Annotated in this window: 25 protein-coding genes; all 25 read right to left on the minus strand. The window is 60.9% G+C overall.

The features are described from left to right. Positions 1 to 22: 22 nt before the first annotated feature. The gene (locus BAY1663_RS23615) at positions 23 to 283 is read right to left on the minus strand and encodes a hypothetical protein (RefSeq protein WP_128576198.1); all 261 of its coding nucleotides are present in this window, start codon (positions 281 to 283) and stop codon (positions 23 to 25) included. Continuing rightward, complete coding sequence (locus BAY1663_RS10070) at positions 280 to 1,452, minus strand: Arm DNA-binding domain-containing protein (RefSeq protein WP_037040138.1); 1,173 nt, start codon at positions 1,450 to 1,452, stop codon at positions 280 to 282. The genes BAY1663_RS23615 and BAY1663_RS10070 overlap by 4 nt, the downstream gene beginning before the upstream one ends. A gap of 161 nt (positions 1,453 to 1,613) precedes the next feature. Next, positions 1,614 to 1,889, minus strand: coding sequence for a hypothetical protein (locus BAY1663_RS10075; protein WP_037040141.1), 276 nt, complete (start codon positions 1,887 to 1,889; stop codon positions 1,614 to 1,616). A gap of 37 nt (positions 1,890 to 1,926) precedes the next feature. After that, entirely contained in the window at positions 1,927 to 2,604 is a 678-nt protein-coding gene (locus BAY1663_RS23625; protein WP_128576202.1) for a DNA cytosine methyltransferase, read from the minus strand. A 271-nt stretch (positions 2,605 to 2,875) separates the two neighbouring features. Then, positions 2,876 to 3,367, minus strand: coding sequence for a hypothetical protein (locus BAY1663_RS10085; protein ID WP_037040146.1), 492 nt, complete (start codon positions 3,365 to 3,367; stop codon positions 2,876 to 2,878). Beyond that, positions 3,364 to 4,332, minus strand: coding sequence for a hypothetical protein (locus BAY1663_RS10090; protein WP_037040148.1), 969 nt, complete (start codon positions 4,330 to 4,332; stop codon positions 3,364 to 3,366). The genes BAY1663_RS10085 and BAY1663_RS10090 overlap by 4 nt, the downstream gene beginning before the upstream one ends. After that, positions 4,329 to 4,739: a hypothetical protein gene (locus BAY1663_RS10095; protein WP_037040150.1), complete on the minus strand. Its 411-nt coding sequence runs from the start codon at positions 4,737 to 4,739 to the stop codon at positions 4,329 to 4,331. Before BAY1663_RS10095 ends, BAY1663_RS10090 begins: the two co-directional genes overlap by 4 nt. Next, entirely contained in the window at positions 4,736 to 4,975 is a 240-nt protein-coding gene (locus BAY1663_RS10100) for a hypothetical protein (protein WP_037040152.1), read from the minus strand. The genes BAY1663_RS10095 and BAY1663_RS10100 overlap by 4 nt, the downstream gene beginning before the upstream one ends. Then, complete coding sequence (locus BAY1663_RS10105) at positions 4,959 to 5,615, minus strand: HNH endonuclease signature motif containing protein (RefSeq protein ID WP_051497109.1); 657 nt, start codon at positions 5,613 to 5,615, stop codon at positions 4,959 to 4,961. Before BAY1663_RS10105 ends, BAY1663_RS10100 begins: the two co-directional genes overlap by 17 nt. Then, positions 5,612 to 5,833, minus strand: a complete 222-nt coding sequence (locus BAY1663_RS10110) for a hypothetical protein (RefSeq protein ID WP_037040155.1) — start codon at positions 5,831 to 5,833, stop codon at positions 5,612 to 5,614. Before BAY1663_RS10110 ends, BAY1663_RS10105 begins: the two co-directional genes overlap by 4 nt. Positions 5,834 to 6,092: 259 nt before the next feature. Further along, the gene (locus tag BAY1663_RS10115) at positions 6,093 to 6,575 is read right to left on the minus strand and encodes a single-stranded DNA-binding protein (protein WP_051497110.1); all 483 of its coding nucleotides are present in this window, start codon (positions 6,573 to 6,575) and stop codon (positions 6,093 to 6,095) included. 21 nt (positions 6,576 to 6,596) lie between these two features. Continuing rightward, positions 6,597 to 7,214, minus strand: coding sequence for a lambda exonuclease family protein (locus tag BAY1663_RS10120; RefSeq protein ID WP_037040158.1), 618 nt, complete (start codon positions 7,212 to 7,214; stop codon positions 6,597 to 6,599). 3 nt (positions 7,215 to 7,217) lie between these two features. Beyond that, entirely contained in the window at positions 7,218 to 7,994 is a 777-nt protein-coding gene (locus BAY1663_RS10125; RefSeq protein ID WP_051497111.1) for an ERF family protein, read from the minus strand. A gap of 7 nt (positions 7,995 to 8,001) precedes the next feature. Further along, on the minus strand, positions 8,002 to 9,060 hold the full coding sequence (locus BAY1663_RS10130) for a phage protein (RefSeq protein WP_037040160.1): 1,059 nt from the start codon (positions 9,058 to 9,060) through the stop codon (positions 8,002 to 8,004). Between the two features lie 46 nt (positions 9,061 to 9,106). Beyond that, entirely contained in the window at positions 9,107 to 9,259 is a 153-nt protein-coding gene (locus BAY1663_RS24450) for a hypothetical protein (RefSeq protein WP_164838446.1), read from the minus strand. After that, positions 9,256 to 9,759 carry an HNH endonuclease gene (locus BAY1663_RS25920; protein ID WP_037040163.1) on the minus strand — a complete coding sequence of 168 codons (504 nt, stop codon included), beginning with the start codon at positions 9,757 to 9,759 and terminating at the stop codon, positions 9,256 to 9,258. The genes BAY1663_RS24450 and BAY1663_RS25920 overlap by 4 nt, the downstream gene beginning before the upstream one ends. Continuing rightward, positions 9,749 to 10,300: a hypothetical protein gene (locus tag BAY1663_RS24455; RefSeq protein ID WP_037040298.1), complete on the minus strand. Its 552-nt coding sequence runs from the start codon at positions 10,298 to 10,300 to the stop codon at positions 9,749 to 9,751. Before BAY1663_RS24455 ends, BAY1663_RS25920 begins: the two co-directional genes overlap by 11 nt. Before the next feature lie 115 nt (positions 10,301 to 10,415). Further along, on the minus strand, positions 10,416 to 10,724 hold the full coding sequence (locus BAY1663_RS10145; protein WP_051497113.1) for a hypothetical protein: 309 nt from the start codon (positions 10,722 to 10,724) through the stop codon (positions 10,416 to 10,418). Between the two features lie 94 nt (positions 10,725 to 10,818). Beyond that, entirely contained in the window at positions 10,819 to 11,124 is a 306-nt protein-coding gene (locus BAY1663_RS10150) for a hypothetical protein (RefSeq protein ID WP_037040166.1), read from the minus strand. Further along, positions 11,121 to 11,387, minus strand: coding sequence for a hypothetical protein (locus BAY1663_RS10155; RefSeq protein WP_037040169.1), 267 nt, complete (start codon positions 11,385 to 11,387; stop codon positions 11,121 to 11,123). The genes BAY1663_RS10150 and BAY1663_RS10155 overlap by 4 nt, the downstream gene beginning before the upstream one ends. Next, a complete protein-coding gene (locus BAY1663_RS10160) occupies positions 11,384 to 11,743 on the minus strand; it encodes a hypothetical protein (RefSeq protein WP_037040171.1) in 360 nt (119 codons plus the stop codon). Before BAY1663_RS10160 ends, BAY1663_RS10155 begins: the two co-directional genes overlap by 4 nt. Before the next feature lie 257 nt (positions 11,744 to 12,000). Continuing rightward, on the minus strand, positions 12,001 to 12,297 hold the full coding sequence (locus BAY1663_RS23645; RefSeq protein ID WP_128576208.1) for a hypothetical protein: 297 nt from the start codon (positions 12,295 to 12,297) through the stop codon (positions 12,001 to 12,003). Beyond that, positions 12,294 to 12,629, minus strand: coding sequence for a hypothetical protein (locus tag BAY1663_RS10165; protein WP_256206656.1), 336 nt, complete (start codon positions 12,627 to 12,629; stop codon positions 12,294 to 12,296). The genes BAY1663_RS23645 and BAY1663_RS10165 overlap by 4 nt, the downstream gene beginning before the upstream one ends. A 206-nt stretch (positions 12,630 to 12,835) precedes the next feature. Beyond that, entirely contained in the window at positions 12,836 to 13,285 is a 450-nt protein-coding gene (locus BAY1663_RS10170; protein WP_037040175.1) for a hypothetical protein, read from the minus strand. A gap of 131 nt (positions 13,286 to 13,416) precedes the next feature. Next, entirely contained in the window at positions 13,417 to 13,788 is a 372-nt protein-coding gene (locus tag BAY1663_RS25720; RefSeq protein WP_037040177.1) for a helix-turn-helix transcriptional regulator, read from the minus strand. Between the last annotated feature and the right edge of the window lie 281 nt (positions 13,789 to 14,069).

Raw genomic sequence — 14,069 nt, forward strand, 5'->3', positions numbered from 1 at the left:
CAGTTGCCGTAATCACTGGCTTTCAGCGTGTTGGTTGCTGAAATGTTGCTGAAATGCCTGTTTTTCTGATGGCTTCGGCGCATTCATCGAGTGCTCCATCGTAAATATCAGCGTGGTGCGCATCGCCCCCGTGATCGCCGTCAAACCTGATTGGCAGCTCAACCACAGTCGACGCAAGGCACGCTTGCCAAGATAGCTTCCAGATCTCGCACACCTTGGCGCCTTCGAGCCATGACACTCCCACGACACGCTCAAACTCTTCCCGCATTTTCGATTCGATCATGCTGACTCCTCATTAGGGATTTGAACCGGCGTCCCGAACAGCTCAGCCGCCTTACTGCCGGACGTGTCGCCATCGTTCGGGATGTACCGGCCATAGACGCGGGCGATCATCACCCAGCTACTGTGGCCCATCTGCTTTGCCACCCACATCGGATGCTCGCCGGCGCTCAGCATCATCGATGCGTAAGTGTGCCGGGTCTGGTACGGGTTCCGGTAGCGGACCTTCGCCTTGCGGATAGTCGGGATCCAGAATGACTTCCGGATAGCCTGGTCGCCGTCGAAGGGTTTGTTGTACCGCGGATCATGGAAGACCGGCCCGCCTACTATATAGGTGTGGGCCTTCTGCGCTTCGAGCGCCGCCAGTGCCATCGGCAACAGCTTCACGTCCCGCAATCCTGCCGCCGTCTTCGGCAGCTCCGCTTCCTTGGCCGCCTTGGTCAGTCCTCGCGATATCCGCGCCTCCCCCCGTAGCCAGTCAATATCCCCCCATTCCAGCGCCACAAGCTCCGACGTGCGCAGCCCGGTCCAGAACGCGAACTGCAGCAGGTTCCGGTATTGCCCGGTCGCTGCTGCCAGAATCGCCGCCTGCTCCTCCTTCGTGAACGGGTCAATCTCGTCCTCCGCTTTGGGCTTGCCCTTCACTGAGTACGTCCAGCCGGCCAGCGGGTTCGCTTCGATCAGCTCGTCATCGACCGCATCATTCAGCGCCGACCGCAGGCAGCTTTGCACGTTGGCAAGCCGCTTGTTCGAGGCGTCCATCTTCGTCAACTCATCTCGAACCATCTTCCGCGTGAGCGTCACCAGCGGCGCATGGCCCAGCCTCGGCACCAATACGCCACTGATGATCTTGCGGTAGCCGTCCAGGGTCGACGCCTTCAGATGCGCCTCCTTTCGGGCTAGCCACTTGTCGAGATAGTCGGAGAGGGGAATCAGCCCGGTCTGATGCCCGAGCTTTACAGCGCGCTTTGACTTGGGGAAAGTCGCTGCGTAGTCGAAGGTGCCGTTATAGATGGCAAGCTCTACCGCTGCCTTGTGCTGCTCGGCACGCTTCAGGTTAGCGGGGGTGGGCTCAAGTGGGAGACGTTCACGGCACTGCGCCCCCTGCCACATGAAACTGATTTCAATGCTGGAAGCCGACGCGCGCCGGACTCCATTCCGCTTTCCACCCATGCTTCGTACCCTTCCACGCTGATCAGCACATGGCCGTCTGGTGCCTTGATCCAGATTTCACCCAATGGCCAGACTCCTTTGGAGAGCTTGGCCCGAATTGCGTGCTCAGTGTAGCCGGTTGCCTCTGAAAATCGCTTGATGGTCTGATATCTGGCCATCCCTCACCCCCTCACCGTTACGCCGGCTGCTATCGCTGCGCGGCACGCCCGTGCAAAATCTCGAGTCTGCTCGGTGGTCTTGAAGTTCAGGCACACCATGCCGAGCTGGTGATGGACGCTCTCAATCCCGTCCAGCTTCACTGAATCAGCCTGTCCCTTCTGGTAGAACGCCACCGCCACGTTGCAGAACTGCTGCTTCAAATCCTCGAACTGCTCGCGGTGAGGCTGCCTGTCCCACCACGCCTCGAACTCTGCCCGCATCTTGTCTGTGTGCTGCATGTCTATCTCCTGCTGCGTGTGGGGTTAGGCGGCGCGCTCAAGCGCAGGCAAGAATGCAAAGTGCTGATGCAGCCACGATCGGAAGCTGTCCATTTCCAGTGGACTTGTATCGCTCCATCCGTCCGGCCATCCCATCAGCCACTCGTGGTTTTCTGGGCTCGGCCTGCCAAAGGCCGTGACGAAAGCCCGCGCTGACGGCCACTTCTGCATGGATGGCGCGGCGTAGTTCGCTTTTGTCGTCGGCGTATGCAAGAAGCCAATATCGCTCCCGAACGTGGTCAGCACCCATGTCTGCCGCGCTAAGGGCAAGGAGGTCGGCTTTGTAACCCATCGCGCAGCAGTCGGCAGCCGCTCGCTCGACCGCTCTGGCGCTGACGTTCTCCGCAAACACAAACCAGGGAGTTGCATCTGCCACGACTCTCCGCATCTCCGGCCAAAGGTCATCCGCATTGTTTCGTCCAGCCGCGGCAGTGCTTTCGATCTGACAGGGAAACCCGCCAGATACGATGTCAACTCGTCCTCGCCACGGCCTTCCGTCAAATGTTCTGATGTCGTCCCAGATCGGGAAGCGTGAAAGGCACCCGTCCTTTTGCCGCTGGGCAAGAACTCGGCGGCTGTGCTCTCGCCACTCAACGGCACATATCGTCCTGATTCCAAGCAGGTGAGAGGCGAGAATTCCTCCGCCGTCTCCGGCAAACAATGCCAGCTCATTCATGTTTTCCTCACAGCAATAGAAATGCATCCCCGCCGACTCTCGCCGGCAGGCTGTGTGTTTGGGTGGGGTTAGGGGTTAGGCTTGGTGTGCGAAGGCTGGGACAGTCTGGTGCAGCGGCTCTAGGCATTGTCTGCAACGGAATATGCAGTACCCGTCTTCGCCCGGGTAAACCGCCTGCTTGCCGTCTTTCCGGTAGTTGCTATTTGCATCACTGCCAGTCCTGATTTCGACAGCCTTACCGCATGTGCAGTTGGTATGGATGATCGCCATATCACGCCTCCTTCGCAGCCATGGCGGCGCGGGCCTTTCTGAGCACATCACACTCAATCGGGCTGAGCGCTTCGATAAGCTCAACGCACCCCGGCAGCGCGTCAACCATGCGGGCTACGTTCCTAACCATCTCTGGAAAGTCAGAGCCACCTACGAGCTGCCGCACATCGTGCAGGTATCCCATCGCGGCGCGGTCATTCGCCTGAGTCTCGGCCAGCTGGCTTTGCAGCCTATCCCGCTCGGCGGTCACGGCAGACAGGGCATCCTGCAGTGCGCGCTCGCGCTCCAGAAAGATGCTGTATGCCTCCTGACTTACCTTTACAGAGCGATCGTCGAACCCGAAGTCCACACCTCCCGCCTCTGCGGGCTGGGCGATGGCCTCGCGCAATGCCTCAGCCGCGAAAGCCTCAGCGCTGCCTGAACTGGACGAGTGAACCTCTAGCCACTTTGCCGCCTCTTCCAGCGCAGCGGGATCAACCAATACCTTGCTCATGCTTCACCTCGTTGGGCGGGGCTGGGTGTGGCGGACAGGGCGGCGCGGGCGTTTCTGCACTGCCCGAGGGTTATGCGGACGCTCTCTTCGCTGATCGCATCAACAAATACCTGGTGGCTATCGTCTTCGGCCGCGTCGTACTGGTCGGCTATGGCCGCGAACGGTTTCAGCGCCTCCACCAGCCCACTCTGCTCCGGCTGCGGCGAGGCGCTCTTCGAGAGCGCGAAAGAGCGAGCCGGCTCTGGCATGGCGTAAACGACCAGCTTCATTGCGCGCTCGAATATCGGCTCCCAGTTGGGAGTTCCGCCCCGCGAGAACTCAGCGTAGAGCTCGCAGATAACCTCGTTTCTCAGTTCGACCTGCCGGAGCAGTGTGTCAGCCAACTCGCTATGCTCCGGCTGCGGGGCGGTCTGCGCGATGGCGTAAAGCGGCGTATCGTTGAACTCTGCAGGCCCATCTGTGAGAACACATGGTGAGTTGTTGCGCCCGTTCCGCAGCTTCGCCAGTGCCGTGCTCGAAGCCCAGCAAACAGGCTGCTGCTCGGCCTGCGCGGGGCGTGTGGTTCGGGCTTGGTCCCAAACTTGACGCGCCATGTGCTTAACGTTCGTCCAGCCGTTATCGACGACAACACGGTAAGCCGCCTCAAAGGCGGCTTTCTCATCCTGCGCCGGGGCTTGCTCTGCTGCCGCCTGCCCATCCCTGAACCCCTGCGCTGCGGCTGTGGCCATGTCGACGGCGGTGTAGGTGTCGGTGGGCTCGGCCTGCTGGGATAGGGCATCGCGCGCACGAAATCCGCCGTCAAGGTCAAGCGCCTGTCTGGCGTTATCGCCTAGCGATCCGATTTTCCTGCACTCGGTTACCTTTTCCTCGTACCAGCGAAGTGCCTCGCGCAGCCGCTCCACCTCCGCCTTCGCAGCCCCCAGCTCAGCGCCGATTCGCCCGGCTACCTTCAGTGTGTCGTTCATTTATCAGTATCCTTGATTGTGGCCAGCGGAAGCCCGCTCATTGCCAGCGGCTCGTCGTAGCAGACGCCCATCATCTCGGGCCATTTGCGAGGCTCGCCGGGTTTGATGACGCCTTGGTCGTGTGCGCGATCCCATGAAAGGCGATGCCGGATGACCTGATACAGATCCCACGCAACGCCATCCTCTCGGCGCTTCGTGGCCTCCGGCATCAGCGTGTTAGCCAGGCGCTGTATCTCGTGCCGCGTGGCGTGGACCTGCTCCCAGTCGCGCCGGTCGTAGAAGCCAGGCAGCCGCTCAATGGCGTGGTCGATCTGGCCGATCTTGATCCGCGCCAGTAGCTCGCAGGCCTCTTGCAGCTCTGCTGCCTGGCGCTCGGTTACGGTGATGGTGTAGGTGCGATCAGTCACGGAGCGATCCTCCGTAGCGGCTCACGCGGCGCAATGCGCGGCTCGACGTCAATGAAGCCAGAGCCTCGGAAGTCGCCATCGGTAGCGCGGGCCATGTCGACCTCAAGGCGCGCCGTGGCATTCACTTCGGCCGCGACCTGGGCAACAGCCTTTGCTTGTTCAATCGAGTAGGTGCCGGCTAGCACGCCCTCCATCGTCTTGCCGAGGATGGCGCGCAGATCACTGAGGTTGTTCATGGTGCTGCTCCAGTTTGTTGAGCTTCCGCTTGAACCAGCCGAGCGTTATGGCTGCCTGGCGATACTCGGGCGGATAGCGGTCGATTGAGTTGCGGCGCATGTTCTCTGCGCGGGTGACCAGCTCGAGGTTGTCGATTGAGATGTTGGCGGGGGTGCGATCCTTGAAGACGAGGAAATGCCCGGCCGGCACGGGGCCGTTATGCTCTTCCCACAACATCACGTGGACCGGGCGCCAATCAGTTCGCTTGTTGCCGGTGTCAGCCACCTTGCGGTAGAGGATGCCGCCCTTGTCGGTGCGCTCCGCTCCGATGGGGCGCCAGGTGTTCGATGGTCGGTGACCCAGCTTGAACTGCGTGTCCTTGGCCCGGCCTCCTGCCTGCCATCCTTTGCGGCCAGAGTTCCATGTCTGGTGGCCAGGCTTGAACCTGCCGCAGCCTGTGATTTCCTTGAACTCATCCGGCCGCGTCAGTCTGAGTTTCGACACGCGGTTGTGTATCGATCCGGTGCCGCGCCCCATCAGGGCTGCTATCTCGGTGATGGGCTTGGTGGCATACAGTTCTGCCAGTGTTGCGTCCTCTGCCGGTGTCCAGTGCCGGTATTCCGTGCGCCTCCTACCGGCGAGCGGGCTCGCGCAAGTCATCTCTCCTCCTGGGCGACGTGCCGCCAGCTGCGGTAGTCGCGCACCTTGTCGATTGTTCGCTGATGGACGCCGAGCTGTTCCGCCCACTGGCGGGCTGTTAGTCCGCGGCGGTTGGTGCGGATTGCGCGCACAATGTCTGCGTTCAGCCTGGCGTGCGGAAGACGCTCACCACGCAACGCGAACCCATAAGCGCGGCTTAGGTATTCGTCTCGTGTCATGCTGCGGCCTGCCTCTTCGCTCGCTGGTAGGCAACCTGCTTGGCAGCCACACACTTCCGGCACTCGCTGCGCCGGTAACCGCGCGTCTTCAGAAACTGGTAATGCGCGTCGTCATGGGGCTTCCATTCGTCGCAGCGAGGACAGCGTTTTTCTGTGATGCCCGAATCCGAGACACGCTTTATCAGCCTGCCCAGCGGGTGCCGGTCGGTTTGTTCATGGGGATGTACCGGGGAGGAGGGCGCGCTGGGCGCCCGGTGGATCAGATCAGCAGCGAGCGGGCGCCGCGGTAGGGGTCGGCAAAGGGGATGTCATCGTCGAAGCTGTCGTAGTCAGGCGCCGGTTGCTGGCGTGCGGCTGGCTGCTGCGGCTGAGCTGCTTGGCGTGGTGCTGCTTGCGCTGGAGGCTGGTTCTGCCCGTTCTGCTGCGGCGCGCTTCCCGCGAATTCGATGTTTGATACGCGCCCGGTCAGCTTGTGGCCCTGCGTTCCGTCATTCTTCTGGAAGGTTTCGATGTGCACGTCATCGACCGTCACGCTCAGCTGTTGGCCTTTAAGGAGGTAAGGCGCCAGAGCTTCGGATCGCTCACCCCAAAGCGCCGCGTCTACCCACTGAGACGGTCGCTTGCCGTTCCCCTTCTTCCCGTAATCGAACGCCAGCGCCAGAGTGGCTACAGGCTTTCCAGCCTGCGTGAATCGAACTTCCGCGTCGCGGCCCAGGCGGGCCAGTCCAAATAGCTGTGCCATATCGGCTCCTTGGTTGTTGGGTTAGGCTGCGATGCCCATGACCCGATTCATCCGCTCTTCGAGCAGTTCGTAGAAGGTGGAAACGCGCTCGCTGATCTTGCGAATCAGCGCCTCGTCGCGGTAGGCGCGCTTGACGAAAAGGGGCATGCCCGGCCAGTAGGACACGAAGTCGATCCACTCCCGATCCGACACCCATAGTCCGCCCTGGCACTGCGCGACGTGCTCCTTCGGTATCTCGCCGGCCAGGATGACGCCGACCTGAAACTTCGGCAGCTTGGTCTTGATCTCGGTGAGGCCGTTGGCGCCGACTAGCGAGTCCGGCGAGTAGCCGATGCCGTGATTCAGGATGATGGCCACCTGTTCCGTGGCGACCTCTTCACGCGACTCGTACAAGCCGCGGGCGACTGCTTCCAGCTCATGCCCGCGCTCGGTGTGTCGGTTACCGCTGAACGGGTCTGCGGCCTCGCCAGTGATCCGCTCGCCAATCAGCGTATCCATGTAGGTGAAGGCTCCGGCACCGAAGCCGGCTTCGCCCTTGCCGTTGACCAGCAGGCAATCCAGTTCGGAGCAGGTCACGATTCCCAGGCGCAGGGCCAGCCAATCGGCCGACCCCTGCTCTACGTCACGGATTATCTGCATGGCTCACCCCTTCGCCTGGCTTGCCAGATGATCTTTGTATTTGGCTGCCGCGCCCTCTAGCGCAACGATCTCCGTGTCGAAGCGATCAGCTGTCATGCATGCGGGGTCTGGCCATGCCTCGGCAAACTTGCTCTGCGTTCCTTGGCTGCATTGCGATAGAACACCTTGCAGGCGATATAGTTGAACCTGCGTGATCAGCTTGGGGGCGGCGGCGGCGTTTCCGTCATCGTCGTCTTCGCCAACTGCAACGTTAAAGATCATCTTGAGCAGGTATCGCATGCCGTATGACGCGCCAGAGCCAACCGCATGGGTTTTGGTCATCACGTCACCACCCTTCGCGCCTTTTCCGTCCGCTGGCATGTCGAGCATGTAAGGGCGTGTGTGGCCAGCGGCGTGCGAAACGTAGCAGACCACGCGAATCTCTCCTTCCGACTTTGCGGCCTCGGAGTTGAAGCTAAGACTGAAGCCGTGCCTGGTGTAGATAGGGCGAAGCGCGCTGTCTAGCTTGGCGTAGGTGGCGTATCGGCTGCGCGTTTGCTTGTTTTCAGCGTCTGCCGAAACTGGGCGCATTTCTGATTGAGCGGCTGACAGAGCCAGGTTGAACTGCGTCTCTGCGTTCTTGGCCTGCATCCGTTCATGCATGGCCATCAGGCGCTCCATCTTCTCGATGTCGCACTGCGGGTCTGCGGCGGCGCGCTGGATGACCTGAAGGATGGTTGTCGATTCCGTCGCCTGGACGATTGCGGCTGACTCCTGCCGCTGGGCAATTGCTGTGTTCATGGCTGCCTCAGTAGGTAATCGACACGCTGGGCACTTCGCCTTTGCGGATCATGTTGATGATGGCCTTGGCCTGTTCCTCGGTGATGCCTGCGCCCATGAATGACTCTTTGATGGAGGTCAGGACGGCTGTCTTGTGCGCGATGTCTGCTTCGCGGGCCTTTGCTTCGCGCTCAATGCTGGCCTGCTCGTCTGCCTGGCGCTGGCGTTCGGCTGCGGCGGCGGCTTGGGCTTTGGCTTCGGCGTCACGTTCGGCCTGCTCGGCGCGCTGCTGGGCTTCCAGTTCACGGCGGGCTGACTGCTCGGCCTCAAGCTTCAGTTGCAGCTCGCGTTGTTCGGCAGCTGCCTTGGCCTCAGCCTCACGGCGTGCCGCTGCGTCACGTTCGGCCTGTGCGCGCTGCTCAGCTTCACGCTGGGCTTGCTCGGCGGCTTCCCGGGCGATGCGCTCCTCGCGCTCCTTCTGCTCGCGCTGGGCGGCTTCGGCGCGGAGGCGTTCGAGTTCGGCTTGCTCGGCTTCGTGCCTCTCCCGCGCGACAAGCGCTTCGCGTAGTGCGGCCAGGGCCTTGTCCTTCGCTCGCAGCGCCTCGGACTCGAATTCCTCCCAGCCCTCATCGATGGCCATGGTCTCCAGCCACTCGATGTTCTGGCACAGTTCGGACGAGTCCAGGTCGCGGCACTCCAGCCGCATATTGATCTGGTCGATGGCACCCTGGTGCTTTGCCTTGCGAGCTTCTTCTGCCGCCTCCCACTCATTCAGCGGCGCCCGCACCTCATCCTTCCAAGCGTCCAGCGTGTCGCGCATCCGCTTGCGCTCGGCGTCGATCTTCTTCGGGATCTCCTTCAGCTCGGCGACCAGCTCCTTGCCTACGTTGTCGAGCGCCGTCTTGGATCGGGCGACCTTGTGTGCAATCGATGCGATGGCGTCGCGGCCTTTCTTCGTCGACACATCCGGCACGAAGGCGTCGATCTCGGCGCGAATCTGCTGCAGGTACGGGTCAAGCCCGTTCTCTGCCTGGAAGACTTGCAGAGCGGTTTCCTTTGGCGGCACAAGGGCCAATTCCGTAGACATGAGTTCTCCCTGGCCGCGTCTCGCGCAGCCTGATCAGTAGTTGGTGTTACCCGAAAAGGTGGAAGATCGCCGCCTCACCGATGAGGCCGACAACCAGTGTTGCGGAAAGAACGCCGAACCCGGTAAGGGTCCACCACGCCGCTGCGAAGCTGTGGCCTGTGGGGGTGTCGTCGTAGGGGAGGGATTGGGTTCGGTTCATGGGGCCACCTTGCGGTAGTCGTGCTTTGCATACTCCCCGTGCAGTTGCGTGCGGAGAGCTGTTGCTGCTGCGAACGCTTGTTCGGCCGACCCGTGATACCCGCCGCTGACTCGTCTTCCATTCTTGGTCGCATACGCAAACCAGCGCCCAGATTGCTTGTGCAGACTTACCCCTTTGAACCCAGATGTACTGTTTCGCTGTAGCGGCCTGTTCTGGTTATTCTGCGAGTTATCGGCAAGTCGCAAGTTGCAGAGACGGTTGTCAGCCCGATTTCCGTTGATGTGGTCAATTTGGCTGCTTGGGAATGAGCCGAACTGATAGAGCCACGCCAGCCTATGGGCGGCGTAGTCAACGTAATCTACGCAGATTCTTATATAGCCAAGGGCATTCAGGCAGCCTGCTAATGAACCCTCTTTGCAGGGTCCGCGAGTAGTTCGGTGTGTGAAGCTTCCGGTTAATGGGTCGTAGATCAGAAGCTCACGAAGTCGTTTAGCGTTCATCCATTCGCCTCCAGCCGGCGTCGTAAAGGCGCTCCAGATACACCTTGGTGACAAGCTGGTTATCGCCAGCAAGCGCGATAACAGCCATCTGGCTGACCGCCTTCTCCCGCTCTTCCGCCGCGATCTGCTCAGGCGTGCGGATGGGGCGGAACGTACCGTCAGGCGAATAGAACACTCGGTCATCGCGCTTGAAGACGGCGACATGGGCACCCTTGATTTCGGTATGCGCCAGAACCTCGTCAACCGCGTCCCAGCCGCCTTCGATGTCGTTCTCCACCTCGCACGCAACTCCAACTGGCGGAAGGCCTTCGCCCATCCATGGCGCTGGCCTGTGTTGCTGAAACGAAATTTGGCCCTTGGTGGCGTTGTGCATATGAGGGCCTACGCCCCCGCCAAATGGATATGGACCATAGCCGCCACGGCTTTGCAGTGGCCGGTACTGCTCATCGTTGAACCACACTTCTTCAATGCCAAAGCTGCTACTCATTAGTCCGTAGCCGGTGGCCCACTCGGGCGCCTTGCTCCAGTCGACCTCTTTCATCCCGTAACCCTCCCCGCCAGCGCGCTGACGTATATCCATCCTGTGAAAACGAGCAGGGCGATAGAGAAGCCCTTCCAATATGCGTAGCGAAGTGAGCGTTGGCGCTGGCTAGCCATCACATGGCCCTCCCGATTTCGGCTGCTGCTCTTACGATTGCGCGGCGTGTGGCGATGAACTCACCTTGGTCTTCGGCTATGAACTGCACACGCACTAGCTGTCGCCTTCCGGCCGCGTCATCTACAGCCACAGTCACCTCGGAAGTTTCCAGCAAAACATGCATGCGCAGTCTGACGGCGAGACGCAGCGCCGCCTCATCTTCGTCTAGAGGGTTCCAGCGGCTGGCCAAATCTTCCGCATGCCTGGGTATAGCGGTTTTGCCTAGCGCCGCTTTTGCCGCCAGCTCCAACAGTTCGCGGTCATCCATCACACACCCCCTATCAGCGCCACGTAACCGAGCCATCCGCAGAACGGCGCCACTCCGCAATACAGCAGGAAGGCGCCGGCTAGGTTCTTGAGGGTCATGGCTGGGCTCCTTCAACTGGCGTCATCCAGTCAGCGTTATGCTCAAGTAGCGTCAGCTCCCATCCGGGCGCGATTTCACACATGCCGTATTCGCCGAACTGCCCCGAGTAGTAACGGGCCTCGTACAGGTACAGTCCTTCGCCGTGGCTGAACTCTTCTTCATCCCTGAGTTGCTCCTCAATTTCGCAAAGAGGATCAAGCGCTATGCGCCCGTTGATGGCGCATATGAATGGATCTTCACCGCCTTCAAGGCGAAGAACCTCAATGATCACCGGCCCTTTGTTGAAAACGTCCTTGGTCATGGCTGCTCTCCTTGCAGGGCTTCATGTGCCATGTCTACAGCCTGCTCCAGCGCATTCGACAGGTCTTCTAGGTCCATCGGGTCAGGGCCGCCCTGGCGAAGCGCGCGGCACAGTCCACCTATTTCATCCAGAGCAGCAGCCATCCGACCCCGCTCAGCGAGAAGGGCGTCGTAGTCGTCCTCCATGACCACTTCGCGCCGGACAGGGCCAAGATTTCCGGGGATGAATACGTTTGCTGCGTACCGCTTCACTTCCTTGCTCATGCCGCCTCCTGTTCGATCTGCTCTGCCTTGCTGCGCAACTGCGCCGCGTGGTGTTCGATGAATTCCGCTTGCTGCTTGTCGATGCTCCAGACGATCTCGTTCAGGGCTTCGTCTAGCCATTCGTTCGAGTAGCCGATGCGGCTGCGTAGCGCGTCCCACTTGCCGGAGCAGATGGACAGGATCAGCGCCTTGGCCAGCGCGGCCGGCACCTCAAGCTTGTCCTCGCAGAACTCGGCGTAGGCCTGCATGGTGGGTTCGTGGAGGCTGTCGAGCGCGGCCAGAACCTGGTCAGCCTCGGAAACGCTGTCATCCGGGCACGGCTGTTCGCGGCGCCCTGTGGGTCCGTAGTGCTTCATGGTGGATACCTCGGTTGCCCGGATGGGCGGGGGAATGAATGCCTGCTACCGATTCCCGGCAGGCGCTAGGCAGGAGTTGTCTTCCGTGACGCCGGATCGGCTCCAGCTGATGGTCATGGCGCTCACAGCACCGCGCGCCGTACGGTTATCACAGGCCCGTTAGGGTCTGGTCTGGCTGGCTCAGGGTTTCTCTCTCCACCACTCCCACCCCAACAGCGCAGCTAGTACGCAGATGAGGAGGAGGGTTTGGGGTAGGGTTAGCATGGGGTGCCGCGGGCCTTGGCGATGGCGGCACGCAATTCCTTGTGCGCATCGGTCTGGATGCTCAATGCGTTCACCTTCATTGCCGCCGCGAGCAATTCCGCCGCGGCAGCAATCAACGCGAGCGGAGCCCAGTGTGTCGGGGTTGCATTGATGTACGGCCAAACAAACCGCTTAGGGTTTGCAAACCCATCCGGCTGCCCATAGTGTCCATCAGCAATCCTGCCGTTCCTGCCGCGTAGCAAGATGCGTGTGCCGTCTGTGGGTGCAGTCTCAATCGGCTGCCATTTCATTTGTTTGCCTCGCTACGTCTAGGTACATCCTCCCACCGACCCGGCGCCACCTGCGCCCGGATCGTCGCGGACTCCCCAGGCTGCGCCGTGTAGTACGGCATCGCCTCGCCGCGCACAATCCATTCGCGCTGCTCGCCGGCATCCACGTCGCGGACTATCACGATCTCCTCGCGCCCGCTGGCAATCCGATATTCTGCACTGCTGCGGTCGTGCCATTCCGCCCACCCTTCTGCCGCATCGGCGGGGTCAGTCGCCGGGATCGTCGCGCCGTCTTCCTGCTCCTGGCCCAGGTCCGGGCACCAAACAACGTATGTCCTCATCTCTCTCTCCATTCTGTTAATCCCCGCTGCAGCCTGTAGCCAAGCTGCGGGGGTGGGGTGGTTACCAGGCGCCGAACCAGATGCCGATGCCGTGAACGATGGCGACCGGGAAGAAGATGGCGCCTCCAATCAGGAAACCCCATTCTCATAAGCCATGGTGGCTATGAGGACTGAGGCCATTAGGTACAGCTCGGGGAGGGTGGGCATGGGGCCTCCTGTTAGGCTGTCTGAGCGTCTAATGCACATCTGGGGCAGTCAGCCTTACATTCGCCAGCTATATGTAACTGCAGGTCATTCAGGCTTACATATGCGTCTTCGCCGTCGATCCGATACCAGATCGATTTGTCCGGTCCGTGGCCGCCTGAAAGCCTCGTCAGGCGCGCCCCGTCGATGATTGCCGGCGCTTTATAGGGTCGCTTGCGTAGCGTCTTGTAGACCTTCCGCGCCATTGAGTCCCGTAAATCAGCCAGGGCGTATTCGCCGTCGTACTCGTAGTCGTCGACAGCTACCGACTCGCGCCTTTCTTTCAGGCCGATGAGCTTGGTTAGCAGTGACTGGTCTTGAGCGCGTATCGCCTCGATGGCGGCGTTTATATCCATGTTCCCGCTGGCGACCATGTGAGCCGCCATGCGGTCTAGCAGTAGGTCTTCTTGTCTGGTCAACTGCATTCCGATTCCTTCCTGTTAAGCCGCCCACTGCGCCTCATCCAGTCGCTGAGCGGCGTATCGGCGTTCGGTTGTCTTCCCGCTGGCCACTCTTGCGAATGGCCAGAAGTGAATGTTCCGTTCTCCGTTGCGCGCTATGCCGGTGGTGTTTTCCGTGCTCGAAGCATTGCGTCTGCCAGGGCGTATGCATCTCGTGCCAAGGCGTCGTGGTCGACATGGCGTGGCGCGACGATGTGCATTGCCTCTAAGGCGAACAGGTCGCGAGCTGTAATCGCTGCAGGTTCGCTATTCGCAGCGCCTGGCTCAATGTCGCCACGACCAATCTCAAGCCAGATCGAGTTAACCCCGCACGCTTCTGCGATCCGTGCGTTGAATGCCGTGCTGGCTGACTTGCCGCGTTCAAGATCGGAGATTGTTGCCTGTGTCATCCCGATCGCCTCGGCAAGCTGCTTCTGCGTCAGGCCGGCTTTCTCGCGGGCCGCCTTCAGTCTGTCTTTGAATTGCATTTGCTGTTCCTCCTGGTTCCCGATGCGCCCTGGTATGAAGGCGCATGAGGAATCTTCTATCCGCTACGCCGTCCGGGTCATTCTCGCGGTTCGGTCATCACCTCGTCAGGTTCGGCCCCTCTGCGGCCTACACCTGATCGCCGGTCGCCTTCTGGCGTAGCGGTTTTGTCTCATCGGTTTTCTGCCCTCCCACCGATGAAGCCGGGAGTGACCTAACCGGACTGGCCGGGTAGTCGTTCATGGCGCAAAGTTTTAAAGAGCGTGGGCTTTTCAGGCCCTGA

Source organism: Pseudomonas sp. BAY1663 (assembly GCF_000582595.1).
GTDB classification, from domain to species: Bacteria; Pseudomonadota; Gammaproteobacteria; order Pseudomonadales; family Pseudomonadaceae; genus Stutzerimonas; species Stutzerimonas stutzeri_AF.